The sequence below is a fragment of the Streptomyces sp. MJM8645 genome (genome assembly GCF_001625365.1).
Classification (GTDB): domain Bacteria; phylum Actinomycetota; class Actinomycetes; order Streptomycetales; family Streptomycetaceae; genus Kitasatospora.
On record NZ_LJJF01000002.1, the window covers coordinates 1,466,239 to 1,480,542 of the forward strand.

A 14,304-nucleotide genomic window follows, 5' to 3' on the forward strand; every position below is an offset into this window, starting at 1 on the left:
CTACTTCTCCATGTACTTCGTTCCCACGGCGCTTTTCCAGGACTTCGTAGTGTAGTTGTAGGCGTGGATGTTGGTTCGGGTCTTGATCACGATGATTTGCCTGGCCTCGTCGAAGAAGATCTCGTTCCCGGTTTCGATGTCCTTGTACTTGAAGATCCGGGGCAGCGCGAGGTACTCGGCCAGCGCCTTGGGGTTCGTACCGATGCCGTTCGGCGCGTGGGACACATCGCCGTCGTTGTACCGCCTGATGTTGTACTCGACGCCGTCGGTGACAGCCGGCCCGTGGGCGTCGAAGATCTCGTCCAGGACGTCCTCAGACACCTCCCAGCAGCCCGCATTGTGCACCAGAACGGGGACTGCGCCCGCGAGAACGTAGTAGGTGTGGATGTCGTTGACGGTGAGGTTGTACGCGGGCTGCGGGGACGTCCAGTGCCGCGTGCCGGTGATCCGGACGGCCTGTCCGTCCGTGGTCCGGACGGTGTCGCCGGCGACGAGGTCGGAGGCGTTGAGCCAGCTCTGTTTGCCTTCCGACCAGTACAGATGGTGGTCGGTGGAGGTGATGGTTCCGGTGACGTCGTTCGGCCCCGTGACCGTGAGTTGGGTGAAGTCATGGTCGTCGGGGGTGTAGAAGGCGGCCCCGACGTTCTCCGGCCCGGTGGTGCCGGTGGTCGGGTCGGTCGCCAGCACCGAGTCGCCGGTGCGGATCTGGTCGATCGGACGGCTCGTGCCGTCGGCCATGAGCACATGGGTGCCGGCAGGGAAGCTGTTCCGCTTGCAGATTCCGAGTACCGCCGACGCCAGGGCCTCGAATCGTTGAATCAGTGTTCGGTCGACGTTGATGTCGCTCCGGAGTGCTTCGAGCGCGGTGTCAGTGCCGATTCCGGTCTTGAGCGAGTTGCGGAATCTGGCGACGGCGTCGGCGGTGGCGGTCACCTTGGCGAGGGCCGCCTTGCTGTAGCCGTCGAGTGAGGCCTGAACGGCGAGTTTGGCGTCTTCGATACCGATGCCGGTGGTGAGCGCGTAGCGGAACGCGACGACGGCCTTGACGCTCTTGGCCAGGACGGGGATGAACGGGGCGGCGTTGGCTGCGGCGAGGGCGCAGGACTTGTTGAAGTCGGGGTCGTTGTAGCACTTGACGAAGTCGTCGACGAACATGTCGTACAGGATTTTGCCGGTGTCCACCGTCGGCCGGTACTTCTTGACGTACTCGGCGTAGGTCACATCGACGGTCTGCGGGTACTGGACCTCCAGCGGGGAGCTGTTGAGGAGGACCGTGTTCCAGACGGTGTACTTGCCGCGGCAGGCGGCGATCGTGAGGTTCGGTTCGGGGCAGGTCTTCAGGATGTAGTCGGTGGTGCCGGTGGCCTTGACCGTGAGGGTGACGGTACAGACCGGCTTTCCTGCCGCATCGTTGCGCCAGACCGTGGTGTCCAGGGGTTTCAGCACATGGCCGTAGGCCGACAGCATCATGTCACCCGCTTCGCAGCGGTCCAGGTTGTCCTTGACGATCTCCGTGTTCGGATCACCCTGAGGAACGGCGTCGATGAAGGAGATCCGGCCCTGGTCGTCGACGGAGGCGGTTGCGTTCTGCAGCTTCCCGTCGGTGCTTTCGTCCTGCTGCTTCGTGAAGACGGCGGCCAGGGCCTCGTCGGCTGCCGTCTTCGCCTCGTCCCTGCTCTTGGCAGCGGCGGCGGCGGAGGCCTTCGCCTGGTCGGAGGCGGTCTTGGCGTCGGCCGCGTACTTGCTCGCCTGGGCGGCGTAGCCGGTGGCCATGGCCGCGGAGACGCCGGCGTTGCGGGCCGCCGTGTTGGCGGTGGCCGCCGATGCCTGGGCCTGCTTGGCGGACTGGGCGGCCTGCGCCGCCGAGGCCTGGGCGGCCTGGGCGGACTGGGCGGCCTGGGTGGCGAAGCCCTGGGCCTGCTGGGCGGACTGGCTGGCCTGGTTGGCGTACCTCTTCGCCTCGTCGGAGGCGCCGCGGGCGTCGGCGTAGGACTGGGCGGCCTGGGCGGCGTACTGGCGGGCCTGGGCGACGGAACCGTCGATGGTGGCGAGGTAGGACGCGACGGTGGCCACGTGGGTGGCGGTCATCGCGTCGCGCTGCTGGGCCGTGAACAGGCCCGACTGCAGGAACGGCACCAGGCGGTCGGCCGGGCCTGACAGGACGGCCTGGGCGGCTGCCTTGACCTCAGGGCCGCCGTTGGCGAGGGCCTGGCTGACGAGGACGCGGTTGTCGTCGTCGCGGGCCTTGTACTGGCCGGTGGCCAGGAAGGCGCGGACGTCGTCGATGGTGCCGTCGAGGGCCTTGCCGGCGGCTTCCTTCACACCCGGTCCGCCGGCAGCCATGATCTGGGACAGCCGGACGCGGTCGTCGTCGTCCTTGCCCGGGTACTGGCCGGTGGCCAGGAACGCCCGGACCTGGTCGGAGGTTCCGACGGTCGCGGTCTCGGCGGCGAGGCGCTTCTCCAGCTTGCCGGGGGACTTGGCGATCGCCATGACGCTGGTGCGGTCGTCGTAGTCGCGGGCGGTCGTCAGACCGCTGCTCAGGAATTCCTGGACGGCGTTGTCGTCGCCCTCCAGCGCGCTCTGGGCGGCGGCCTTCGTCCACGGGCCGGCGGAGTCCAGCAGCCGCAGCGCGGCCTGGCGGCCCTTCAGCACGGCGGTCTTCGTATCGGCCCCGGCTGCGGTGGCGTCCTTGATGAGCTGCTCGGTGTCGGCGGCGAGCTGGGTTGCCTTCCCGGACTCCCAGGCTGCGGTCTTCGCCTTGAGGTCGGCGGCGCGGGAGGCCTCGTCGGCCTTGCCCATCTCCTCGGCCTGCTGGGCGTCGAGGCGTTCCTGGTCGCTGGCGCGGGCGATGCCGGTGACGTTGTGGGCCTGCTTGGCGGAGTTCGCCGCCGAGTTGGCGTAGGAGTCGGCCGAGTCGGCGGCCGACTTCGCGACGTCGGCCGCGTTCGACGCGTCGCCGGCGTGCTTGGCCGCCTCCTCGGCTGCCGTGGCCGCCGCTTCGGCGTGCGCGGCTGCGTCGTTGGCGGCCCGCTGGGCGTCGCCGGCTGCGGCGGCGGCCTGGTTCGCGATCGCGACGGTGGCCTTCGCCGCGCGGGTGGCCTCGGCGGCGGCGCTCCTGGCGCGGGCGGCGGCCTGACGGGCCCGGGCGGCGTCCGCGCTGGCCACGCCGGAGTAGCCGGCGGCCTCTGCGGCGGCGTCGGCGGCGGCCTGGGCGTTGACACCCGAGGCGGCAGCGGCCAGCGCGGCGAGTCCGGCCTGTGATGCGGCCCGGCCGGCCCACGCGCTGGCCTCACCCGCGGTGCGGGCGTCGACGGCCGCGTTGCGGGCGGTGACGGCGGCGTTGCGAGCCGTGTCCGCCTGGCCAGCGTCACCGGCGGCGCCGGCAGCGGCGGCCAGCGCCCTGGCCGCCGCGTTGCCGGCCTTCGTCGCGGCCGACGCGGCACCGGCCGCGGCGTTGGCGGCCTGCCGGGAGGCCTCGTTGGCGGCCTTCGCCGCCTTCGAGGCGGTCTGGGCGGCGTTCGCGGCCCGGGTCGCCGCGTCCGCGGCGCGGCCGGCGGCGTTGGACGCCTGTCCGGCGGAGCCCTGGGCGGCCTTGGTCTCGTTGGCGGCCCGTTCGGAGGCCTCCTTTGCCAGCTTGGTGGCGTCCAGCGCCTTGCCCGCCGCGTCCTGGGCGGTCTGGGCCTGCTGCCCGGCCTGGTCGGAGGCGTTCTTCGTCAGGTCGGCGAGCTGGGAGACCGTCAGGGTCTCCTGGTCGTGGGCGGCGGCCGTCTGGTAGCCGTACTGGAGGAACAGCTGGACGTCGTCCATCGAGCCGTCCAGCGCGGCGCCGGCGGCCTTCTTCACCTCGGGGCCGCCAGCGGCCATCAGCTGGGAGAGGTGGACGCGGTCGTCGTCGTCGCGGGCCTTGAACTGACCCTCGTTGAGGAACCGGTTGACGTCGGCGATGGTGCCGTCCAGCGCCTTGCCGGCGGCGTCCTTCACCCCGGGGCCGCCGGTGGCCATGATCTGCGACAGCCGGACCCGCTGGTCGTCATCGAAGTTCTTCTGGGCGCCCTCGTCGAGGAAGGCTTTCAGATCGGCCGCCGAGCCCTTGAGCGCGGCCGTTCCCGCTTCGCGCAGTCCGGGGCCGGACTTCGCGATGAGCGTTTCGATCTGCGCCCGCATGTCCTGGTCGGCCGCTGCGGCCTGACCGGTCGCCAGGAACGCCTTCAGGTCGTCGGCGGAGCCGGTCAGCGCGGTCTCGGCGGCGTGGCGCACGACGGGCCCGCCGGCCTGCCAAGCGGCTACCGCCGCGACCCGGTCCGCGTTCGGCCCGGTCGCCGGCGGTATGTCCGCCGCCGCAGCGGGGACGGTGAGCAGGCCTGTCAGCAGGCCTCCGACCACGAGCCCGGCCGCGAGGCGCGACCTTGTGGCCCGTGGGGTCAATGACACCCTCATCGGAATTCGCAATCCCATTCTGTTGTCGGGCACCGAAGTGCCGTACGACCGCCGACGATCCGCCGACAGCTCTGAAAATCACTCACGACCACACGCCGAGGCACGGCGCGCACACGACACGACCCGCCGCCCCGCAGAGGCAGACAGGGCGGTGGGTCGTGTCGTGTGCGGTGTGTCCCGCGCCCGGCGGTCCCGCCGGAACAGCGCGGCGTGACCGGGACGGAGGGCGGAGTCAGCTGGTGCTGGTGGCGGTGATCGCCGTGACGCCCACCGCCCCGCCGGGGACGTCGCCCCAGGTGGTCCAGCGGCCGACGTTGTAGTCGGCGTCGATGCCGTAGACCTTGTCGTCCTCGTTGACCGCGTAGACGTGGACGACGTCGTTGGAGGTGGTGCTGGTGATGGCCTTCAGACGGTTGTCACTGATCTTGGTCCACTGGGGGTCCCAGAAGCCGGTGTCGTAGTGCCCGCTGGTGCTGTAGAACGCATCGGCGCCGGCGATCGCGAGGTCGATGGTGTGGCCGTGGGTGCTGGCGCTGATGGCCTTCACATTGGGCAGGCTGCCGGGCAGGTCGACCCAGTCGGTCCAGTGGCCGGCGGTGTAGTCGGCGGAGCGTGTGTAGACCTTGTCGTCCTCGTTGATGGCGAAGATGTAGGTGGTGTTGTCGTAGAAGGCGCTGGTGACGGCCTTGAGGTGGTTGTCGCCGATCTTGTCCCACTGCGGCCGCCAGGTGCCGGCGTTGTAGTCGCCGGTGGTGGCGTAGAGCGAGCCGTCGCCGCCGACGATCACGAGGTCGACGAGGTTGCCGCGGGCGGTGGCCGAGATGTCCTTGACATCGGCGGCACCGCCGGGGACCTCGCTCCACTTGCCCCAGCTGCCGCCGACCTTGCCGTCCCGGCCGTAGACGTGACCGTCGCCCGCGACCGCGTAGACGTGGACAGTGTCCCCGATCGCCACGCTGTCGACCTTGAGGAGCTGGCTGTTGCCCATCGGGGTCCAGGTACGGGTCCAACGGCCGACGTTGTAGTCGGCGATCGACTCCGACAGCGTGTTGTCGGAACCGATGATCTGCACGTGCGTACCGGCCTGCACGTCCGCGGTACGGAACCGCAGCTCCTTCACCCACCCACCGACGTCGTCGACGCGGGTGGAGGTGGCTCCGGTGCGGGTCTCGGTGGCGGGGGTGCCCAGGCAGCCGCCCTGCCAGGAGAGGGAGGCGACGGCGGCGATCTCCGCCGTGCCGTTCGCCTCGCGCAGCAGCGGCGCTCCGGCGTCGCCCTGGCAGACCGGCGCCTGGCCGGCGGCCGGGGCCGTTTCGGCAGTGGTGGTGGCCACGGCGCCGACGGTGTGGGTGGTGGTGTGGACCTTGAAGGGCGCCCACTCGGTGGCGGTGCGGCCGTAGCCGGGCACGCGCAGGCTCTCCCCGGCCGCCGGGGCACCGGTGGCCAGGGCCACGGGGGTGACGCCGTCGATCGGGTTGGCCAGGCGGGCCATCACCAGGTCACGGTCGCCGCGCGCCACGAGTTCGGTGATGCCGACGCTCTGGCCGCCGATGGTGGCCGTGCTCGCGGTCTTGGGGGCACCGGAAGAATCGTCGCCGAAGCAGCCCGCCGCGGTGAGCACCCAGTTGCGGTCGACCAGGGTCGCCGTGCAGGAACGCGCGTCGGCACGACCGGACTGCCCGAACGTCACCGTGCCGACGGCAGGGAAGTCGCCGGAGGCGGCGGGCGCGGCCGGTCCGTCGACCGAGGTGAGCTCCAGCAGGGTGGTGGCTTCCCCGACGCTCTCGCCGACCGGCGTCCAGACGTTCTTGGGGACGTCGAAGCTGGTGACGTTGCCTGCGGTGTTCAGCGTGGCCTTGACACTGTGGTCGTCGCCCCGGATGTCGTAGACCTTCGGGATCTCCACCGCCAGGTAGCCGGTCGGCCCGATGATCCGGAAGCAGACCTCGCTCGGGTTGGCCGCTCGGCTGAGCACGTGCACCAGACCGGGACCCGACGCGCAGTCGGCGAGGACGATGTGCCCGTCACCGGACTTCAGGGTGATGTTCCGGTCGGCATAGACCTTCGCCGCGTCCGGGTAGGCGAAGCCCTCCACGGTGCTCGGCGGTGCGGCATCGGCGGCTGTCGCGGGTATCGGGGCGGCCAGCACGGGTATTGCCAGGGCCGCGCCAAGAGGCCAGGCCAGTCTGCGAACGGTACGCACAGGTGCTCCAGAAAGATAGGTGCGCCCGGGAGCGACCAGCACCCCCGAGCTGGCAAAGAAGAGATCAAGTTGACGTTATCGGCCGGAAAACCGGCACGTCAAAGCATTTGCCGGCACCTGGTTAGCCGCTGACCTGCAGTCAAGCACCGTACGGGAAAACATGACTGAACGACCCAGAATCTGACATTCTGAATATGGACATTAAGGATGAATGAGAAGATGAGAGGGGCGACACCTGACCATTACGGTTCGATGACGTTTCCTCCTCAACGGTCATGGCAGACCCCTCCAGCTGCCGCCCCGACGAATTTCCGGTCAGGTCAAGAGCCGTGGAGCGCAGACGACTTGGCAACTGCCGGCGATACCGATCGACGCGGACGTGCCGGACTGGGCCCATCCGCAACCACATCCGCATCCGCCGCACGGCCGACCCGGCCCGCCACCACACCGCCGACAGCTGCAGTGTCCTGGTGTTCTGTGGCAGCAAGCGCTCCGTGCGCACCACCACCCTCGCCCTGGCCCACTGCCGCGGCGTCGACACCACTGGCGCGGACCCGGACGACAGCGACTTGGTGGAGCGTCTGTGGACCAAGGCCGGTGTCCGCCTCCACTGCCGTGACTGGCCCCACAAGCGTGACGCCGAACAGGCCTTCGGCAGCCTGCCGCATCTGCGGGTCTTGACCGCCGTCCCCGTCCCCGTCCCCGTCCCCGTCCCGGACTCTTCCGGGACGGGGCCAGCCGATTTCGTGGGTCCGCACCATCTGGTAACACACTGTCCAGGCCGGGCGAGTTGGAACAAGTCAATTCCCTTCCTGTATGCGCCAGTACCCCATTAGTGGGGCGCCGGTCTACGGGAAGCGGGTCCTCACCAGACGATCTGTGCCGGTGTGGCGAGGGGATGGACACAGGTCTGGCGGCGCGGACTCGAAAGGCGGCCGGGCCTGGTCGCGGCTGCAGGCCTGCCCGCCTGGGGGCGGCCCGCTGACGGGACGACAGCGGCTGTGGGACGGTGGAGGCGTGGCGTGAGTGGTTCAGGTGGCTCGGTCCAGAACTCAACGCCATGCTGCCTCGCGAGGAGACGGCCGCGGTGGAGAGGTTGAACGGGCAGCGAGTCTCCGACTCGTAGAGGTCCAGGGTGGGGGCCGCCAGCATTGCTGACGAACCTTGGCGAACGGAATCACCTCAACCCGACTGGATTGGAAAACTCCCGAACCATGCCTCAGCTGCACCGCTTCGACAACGACAGCAAGATCGGCGACATCTCCAACGAACAGCTCCAGTTCCTCAACGACCACCTCGCGAATGACAGGGACACGGAGTTTTATGTCGACTACGACATCCTCAGATCCCTCGCCGCGTACGGGGCCGACCCGATGCTCATCGGCATGCTGGAGAATTCCCTTGGTCACCAGTACTGGATGAAGTTCACCTGGAGCACCGACGGCACCCACCAGCCGTGGATCCAGGTGGTGCCTGCCCGGCCCGGCCGCAGGGGCGGCCGGGCCTGACGCGGGTCCGCGACCAGTCAGCGGCGCGTGCTTCGAGGTAGGCGGTCCAGTCGCTGGCTGCGCGGCGCCGCCACTTCTTGGTGGTGCCGACAAGAAGGCCGAGCAGCGGCGCGAGCTCACACCGCAGCCCGGACGGTAGCGGCAGGCTCACCCCGACCGGGCGCAGTCGGCCGTTGGCGTCGGGCCAGGCGAGGACGGTGGCCTGCCGACCGGGGTCGGCGGCCGCGGTGATGCAGGTGATCACGGCCTCGGTGGCGTGCCGGCGGCGCCACTTCGTCCAGCCGGAGCCGTACCGCGGAAGATTAACGCCCCCAACGGGCTCGGCGACGACGCTTTGTGCACAGTGGGTCACCGACCATATAGCTGCCGCCGTGATCGGGCCGGTCGTTCCTTTTCCGGTGCGTGGTCGGCCGGTCCTGTGCGGGCCCGTGCGGGCCGTGGTGTCGGGTGGGGGCGGGGTGTCAGCCGAGGGTGAGGCGTTTGTTGAGGGCCTCGCCCGAGGGCAGGGGGTCGATGAAGTTGTGCAGGAACGTGAGCATCGCGTCGGTGTCCAGGTCCTGGCAGGCGGTGTCCATCGCGGTGTAGAGGGATTCCTCGATCCCGGCGACGGCGGTGGCCAGGCGTTCGCCTTCGGGGGTGAGGCTGAGCTGGAGGTAGCGGCGGTCCGCGGTGTCGGTGCGGCGTTCGACCAGTCCGGCCGCGACGACGCGTTCGACGAGCCGGCTGGGGTTGGTGCCGCTTTCGCACACCAGGAGCTGCCCGAGCCCGTTGAGGCTCAAGGTGCCGTGCTGCTGGAGCAGGCGCAGCACCTCGGCCTGTGACGGGGTGATGCCGTGCGGTTTGAGGGCCTGGATCAGCAGTCGGTTGCCTTCGCGCTGGGCCGCCAGGATCGCGAACCGCAGGTGTTCGGCCTTACGCATCGGCGTCCTGTCGGATGGTCGGCAGGGTGGCGAGGAAGTCGTTGACCGCGGCGGCGTAGGTGACCGGGTGGGAGAAGCGGAACATGTGGCCGGTGCGCGGCAGCACGACCTCCCGGGCGTCGGGGATGCCCGCGAGCATGACGTTGGAGGCGTTCTCGCCGATCAGTACGTCGTGGGAGGGGGTCAGGATCAGGGTCGGGACCTGGACCCGGTCCAGCGCGTCGGTGTAGTCGGCGGTGAGGACGGCCCGCAGGCGGGCGCCGAAGGAGGCGGCGGGGGTGTTGGCGAGGAACAGTTCGCGGCTGCGCGCCTGGCTCCAGGGCGTCTGGCCCTCGCCGTCGTACGGGGAGGTGAGGCGGTGGGCGTGGGCGCGCAGCGTCAGCTGCTGGTAGAGCGGTCCGCGGGCCCTGCCGATCGCTTGCATCAGGGCCTTCCACGGCTTCGAGTCGACCGGGTTGGCCGCGAAGCCGCCGGACATGACGAGGGCGCGCAGGCCCGGCGGGCGGCGGGTCGCCAGTGCGAGGGCGATGTTCGCGCCGAAGGAGTCGCCGACCAGCACGTAGTCGTCGAGGTCCGCGATCGCGCTCTCGAGGTGGTCGGCGTAGTGCTCGATGTCGTCGACGCCCTCGGGTAGGCGCAGCGTCCGTTTGGGTGCCTCGCTGTAGGGGGCCAGTTGCTCGGCGCTCCACGGGGCGCCGGAGAGGCAGGGGATGAAGACGAGGGTCGGATTCTTCGCTGAAGTGCTCATATCGGACACATTACACGACACATGTGTCGTGACATATGTGGTCCAGGTCATATTCCCGGTCTGTTTTCCCTGGACTCGCCCGGCCTGGGGCACGGTGCAGGCCGCCCCAACGCGCAGAAGGCGGTCGCCAGGCCGCGGGCCGCCTCGAAGGCATCGGTCCAGCGTCCTTCGGTGCCGTCGCCGTGATCGTCGCCACGGCCCCGGTCGGCTGCTCGCGCGGCACCACCCGCTCGACGGGGTCTCGGGCGTCCGGCACCGGGACCACCGCGCCCGACCCGCCGACCGCATCGTCCGGTCGACCACCGGGGGGGCAGGGGGATAGCCGGGAATGCTGTCGGAGACGTTGAGCGCGCTGGCTGCGGCCGGGGGTGCCGGGATCGTCCAGGCCGCCGGAACGGACGTGTGGGCGGCCGTCCGGGAACGGGTCGCCCGCCTGCTAGGCCGCGGGCGGACCGAGGACGAACGCCTCGCCCAGGCACGCCTCGACCGGACCGGGCAGGAACTGGAAGCCGTGGCCCCGCAGGAACGGGCAGCCCTTGCACAGCGACAGGAACACACCTGGCAGACCCGGCTGGCCGACTTCCTGGAAGGGCTGGAACCGGCCGAACAGGCCCAGGCCGCCGAGCAACTGCGCGCCCTGCTGGTCCCCGCCCCCGCCGGCCCCGCTGCCCAGGGCCGGGCCGACAACAGTGGAGCTGTTCCAGCGCCTTGGCCGCTGACTGGTCGATCTGGGCCGGTGTCGTCCCGTCCGCGTCCCGGCATGCCAGGGCGCGGTGGAAGCGGTTCGTGTGTCCGGATGGAGTTCCAGATGCTCGCCGGTCAGGCGTAGTGTGACGCGCCCGGCTGCGACGTCCCGGCTGACCACCACCGTGTCGGGTTCCTCGCCGAAGCCGGTCACGGTCACCGTGACGCGCCGCCAGCCGCCAGCCGCCGGCCGTCGGTGTTCGGCCTCGGGCTCTCCGGATGATTCGTTCGGGGTGGTCTCGCCGTCCACCGAGATCTGGCCGCTGCCACAGGTCGGCCCCTTCTGCGCCGTCCTGGAATGTGTTGGCCTTTACCACCTCACCGACGGCGACCGTCAGAGCGTCCGCGGCCTCACCCGCAGCCTCGGGCCCGCCGCACTATGCCAGGTCATGGGCTGGCTGGAGCGCCCCTGGCTTTATCCACGAGTCGTCGAGTCGTGGCGCCGGTTGTTCACGGGGGGTGGGGGGCGTCCCGGACCGCGGTCGGGCTGACCCGGGTTCCACGGTGGGGTGTTCCCGGTGGGTGCGTCCCGGGGTCGTGGCCGGCACGCGGGTGGCTGGTCTGCCCTGCGGGCGGGGGTGGGTCAGCGGATTGTCAGCGCAGTTGGCTGAACCAGTGCACGATGGCCGTCGTGCCGGCGATGTTGGAGCCGAGGTGTCTGGAGCCCGCGAAGTCGGGGGTGCCGAGGTCGATGACCGTCGTGTTCACGCCGTGCGATCGCAGTGTGGCCTCGCAGTGGTCGGTGTTGGTGTTGGCCGCCTGTTCGTCCGCGTCGGCCGCGTACAGGCGGACCGGGACGTGTGGTGCCCAGTCGCAGGTGCTGTCGGCCACCCGAAGTGCTTTGGCCAGCGGGCCGGTTGGGCGGCGCAGCATGTCGAAGCCGTGTGGGGTGAGCAGTGCGTCGATGGTGTCGGGTGTGCCGGCGAAGAGTTGCGGGCCGGTGTGCGAACCGTCGAACAGTGTCTCGACCGTGCTGTCGTACGGGGCTTGGAAGACCTCGTCGGGGGAGTCGTAGAGGTGGTGCAGCCGGTTCCAGGCGACAAGGAGGTATGCCGTGTACAGCACGCTTGATTTCGGGTCGAGAGTGCCGTCGAGCAGTGCCGGCAGTTCGGCGTGCTGGAAGTCGTAGGCGCCGCTGACCGGTGCGACGGCTCGGAGTCGGAACCACGGGTCGTCGCCGGCCTGGAGTGCCCGTGCGAGCCCCATCGCCGCCGAGGCGCCCTGGGAAAACCCGGTGACCAGCACGTCGTGTCCCAGTGTCCGGCCCGTACGCGGGACAAAGGCGCGGGCTGCCCGGAGCATGTCCAGGGAGGCGGTGGTCTCCGACGGCACGTCCATCCAGGGGTGGAGTCCCGGGCCGGCGCCCAGGCCGATGTAGTCCGGGGCGACGGCGGCGAACCCGGCGGACGCGTACGTGATGGCGGGTGAGGACACGAATCCGGCCTTGACCATGGAGGACGGGGCATCGGAGCGGTGACTGGCCGTGCCGTGGGTGAATGACACCGTCCGCAGCTCGTGTTCGCCGCCGCGGGGCAGCACCAGCAGTCCGCTGGCGGTGATCGGCCGACCACCGGGGTCCACGGTGCGGTACACCAGCCGGTAGGCGTCCACTCCGAACCGGACCGTACCCGCGTCATACCCGGCGGCGGCCAGTGCCGCGGCGGCATCCTCCTTCGCGGCCAGGGTGGTCGTCTGCTGGACGGAGACCAGCCGTCCGCGATCGCTTCGGTGCACCGTGTCCGCCGAGGCGGCTCCCGCAGTCGCAGTCGCAGTCGCAGTCGCGGTGGCCAGGACGGCCAGGACTGTCCCGATGTTCAGCCGGCGAAGCACGGGCCGTAGCGTGCCTGCTAAGTGGGTGGATTTCATGTCGCCGACGCCTACGTACGTCGCCCTCGTGCCACAGTCCGGCCAGCGGGCGTATCCGTCCTGGGGCTAGCCCTACCGCGGCACCGTGCGCGAGCCGGGGGAACCGGCGAGGGCCGGCTGACCGCCAGGGCTCCAACTCGACGGCCCTGCGCCCTCCTTAGGTTCTGGGCCGTCGCTCGGGACGTCTGTCGGTGGCAGGGGTGATCGCTATGCGGCCGTAACCGACTGGAAGCCCTCGGCCGTAACCGACTCGAAGCCCTCGTCCGCAACCGACTCGAGCGACTCCGGTACCGAACCGACACCCTCGACGGATTCATAACCGGCACCGGCCTGACCCTCGACACCCCGACATCACCCCGACATCACCCTGACGGGCCGAAGTCGGTAGAGATCAAGTCAGGGGAGTGGTGGCCAAGGTCCGGGACCGCAGGCCGCCCCCGGCGTGGCCGGGGGCGGCGCCTCGCGTTCGAGGCGTGCGGCAGTGTCACCGGTGGGGTGCCGCGTAGGCGCGCAGGAAGGCCCGGACGCCGACGACGATGATCTCCTCGGTCTCCGCCCGGTCCAGCGGGTATGCGCCCCAGTACGAACGCTGGGTGACCTCCGTCGCGGTCAGCAGCACGAAGTGTGCGGCCGCCCGCCCCGGGTCCGGTGTCTCCAGCCACCCGTCCTCGGCCAGTTCCCCGAACCGCTGCCCGAGGGCGGTGAACACCCGTCGCGGTCCGGCCTCCTGCCAGGCGTCCAGGGCGGCCTTCGGCAGGTGCCGGGCCTCGGCGTTGATCTGGCGTACCAGCCCGAAGTGGTCGGCGAACTCGGTCAGCGGTGTCACCCAGGCCAGGGCGAACGCGGTGAGGTCCGCCTCCAGGTCGGTGACCTTTCCGAGCCTGCGCTCGATGATGTCCAGCTGGGCGTCGGCGACCTGTGCCGCGCTCTCCCGGACGACGGTCTGGAAGAGCAGCTCCTTGCCGGTGAAGTGGTTGTAGATGGTGCGGGTGGACACCCCGGCCTCCGCCGCGATGGCGTCGATGCTGGCGCGGGTGTAGCCGTCCCGGCCGAAGATCGTGCGGGCGGCCCGGGTGATGGCCTGGCGCTTCTCGGCCAGCCCCCGGCGGGGCCGGTCCGGTGTTTCCTGCCGGCTGGTCATGGGGTCTCCTTCATTGCCGCTGCCTCGAAAAGTTGCAGTCATCGTTGTACTTGTTGCCATACACGTTGTACTTTACCTGACGTGCCGTCCGAACGGGCGGTGACAGAACAGCAGCGCACCCCTGGAGACAGCCATGTCCGAGACCCCGTTCCGCCTCGCCGTCATCATCGCCAGCACCCGGCAGGGCCGCTTCGCGCCCACCGTCGCCGACTGGTTCGTCCGCACCGCCGGGCAGCGCGCGGACCTCGACATCGACGTCGTCGACCTGGCCGAGCACCCGCTGGCTCACGTGGGCGAGGAGCCCACCGCCGAGCAGGCCGAACGGCACGCGGCCCTCTCGCCCCGACTGGCCGCCGCCGACGCCTTCGTGGTGATCACCCCGGAGTACAACCACAGCTTCCCGGCCGCCCTCAAGAACGCCATCGACCTGCACGGCGCCGAGTGGCGGGCCAAGCCGGTCGGATTCGTCTCCTACGGCGGGCTCGGCGGCGGGCTGCGCGCGGTCGAGCAGCTCCGGCTGGTCTTCGCCGAACTGCACGCCGTCACCGTCCGGGACACCGTCAGCTTCCACAACGTCTGGGGCCTCTTCGGCGAGGACGGCGAGCCGGTCGACCCGACCGTCCAGAGCGGCGCCGCCAAGGGCATGCTCGACCAGCTCACCTGGTGGGCGCACGCGCTTCGGGACGCCCGCACCGTCCGCCCGTACGGCGTCTGAACCGCGACCGGGGGGAACG

Annotated in this window: 9 protein-coding genes; 2 read left to right on the top strand and 7 right to left on the bottom strand. The window is 70.3% G+C overall.

Annotated features, from left to right (window positions below):
- Nucleotides 1-4,386 carry a polymorphic toxin-type HINT domain-containing protein gene (locus A6F73_RS36755; RefSeq protein WP_063352645.1) on the bottom strand — a complete coding sequence of 1,462 codons (4,386 nt, stop codon included), beginning with the start codon at nucleotides 4,384-4,386 and terminating at the stop codon, nucleotides 1-3.
- Between the two features lie 286 nt (nucleotides 4,387-4,672).
- The gene (locus A6F73_RS36760; RefSeq protein ID WP_159398736.1) at nucleotides 4,673-6,643 is read right to left on the bottom strand and encodes a trypsin-like serine protease; all 1,971 of its coding nucleotides are present in this window, start codon (nucleotides 6,641-6,643) and stop codon (nucleotides 4,673-4,675) included.
- A gap of 1,214 nt (nucleotides 6,644-7,857) precedes the next feature.
- On the opposite strand from A6F73_RS36760, the gene A6F73_RS36765 reads away from it, so the two are divergent.
- Nucleotides 7,858-8,151, top strand: a complete 294-nt coding sequence (locus A6F73_RS36765) for a hypothetical protein (protein WP_063352647.1) — start codon at nucleotides 7,858-7,860, stop codon at nucleotides 8,149-8,151.
- Nucleotides 8,152-8,612: 461 nt separating this feature from the next.
- Here A6F73_RS36765 and A6F73_RS36770 read toward each other — a convergent pair whose 3' ends face one another.
- From A6F73_RS36770 to A6F73_RS36790, 5 genes are all read right to left on the bottom strand, one after another.
- Nucleotides 8,613-9,071, bottom strand: a complete 459-nt coding sequence (locus tag A6F73_RS36770; RefSeq protein WP_079136583.1) for a winged helix DNA-binding protein — start codon at nucleotides 9,069-9,071, stop codon at nucleotides 8,613-8,615.
- The gene (locus A6F73_RS36775) at nucleotides 9,064-9,819 is read right to left on the bottom strand and encodes an alpha/beta hydrolase (protein WP_063352648.1); all 756 of its coding nucleotides are present in this window, start codon (nucleotides 9,817-9,819) and stop codon (nucleotides 9,064-9,066) included. The genes A6F73_RS36770 and A6F73_RS36775 overlap by 8 nt, the downstream gene beginning before the upstream one ends.
- A gap of 436 nt (nucleotides 9,820-10,255) precedes the next feature.
- Complete coding sequence (locus A6F73_RS42015) at nucleotides 10,256-10,813, bottom strand: hypothetical protein (RefSeq protein WP_159398737.1); 558 nt, start codon at nucleotides 10,811-10,813, stop codon at nucleotides 10,256-10,258.
- 344 nt (nucleotides 10,814-11,157) lie between these two features.
- Nucleotides 11,158-12,297: a lipase gene (locus tag A6F73_RS36785; RefSeq protein ID WP_244293840.1), complete on the bottom strand. Its 1,140-nt coding sequence runs from the start codon at nucleotides 12,295-12,297 to the stop codon at nucleotides 11,158-11,160.
- A gap of 616 nt (nucleotides 12,298-12,913) precedes the next feature.
- Nucleotides 12,914-13,570, bottom strand: coding sequence for a TetR/AcrR family transcriptional regulator (locus A6F73_RS36790; protein ID WP_063352650.1), 657 nt, complete (start codon nucleotides 13,568-13,570; stop codon nucleotides 12,914-12,916).
- Nucleotides 13,571-13,703: 133 nt separating this feature from the next.
- Here A6F73_RS36790 and A6F73_RS36795 point away from each other — a divergent pair, with 133 nt between their 5' ends.
- Nucleotides 13,704-14,285 (top strand): NAD(P)H-dependent oxidoreductase, encoded by a 582-nt coding sequence (locus A6F73_RS36795; RefSeq protein WP_063352651.1) that lies wholly within the window; start codon nucleotides 13,704-13,706, stop codon nucleotides 14,283-14,285.
- The last annotated feature ends 19 nt before the right edge of the window (nucleotides 14,286-14,304 follow it).

Excerpts from the sequence above, each read along its gene's own strand:
- A6F73_RS36765 (WP_063352647.1), top strand. The coding sequence starts at position 7,858 with ATGCCTCAGCTGCACCGCTTCGACAACGACAGCAAGATCGGCGACATC.
- A6F73_RS36770 (WP_079136583.1), bottom strand. The coding sequence starts at position 9,071 with ATGCGTAAGGCCGAACACCTGCGGTTCGCGATCCTGGCGGCCCAGCGC.
- A6F73_RS36775 (WP_063352648.1), bottom strand. The coding sequence starts at position 9,819 with ATGAGCACTTCAGCGAAGAATCCGACCCTCGTCTTCATCCCCTGCCTC.
- A6F73_RS36790 (WP_063352650.1), bottom strand. The coding sequence starts at position 13,570 with ATGACCAGCCGGCAGGAAACACCGGACCGGCCCCGCCGGGGGCTGGCC.
- A6F73_RS36795 (WP_063352651.1), top strand. The coding sequence starts at position 13,704 with ATGTCCGAGACCCCGTTCCGCCTCGCCGTCATCATCGCCAGCACCCGG.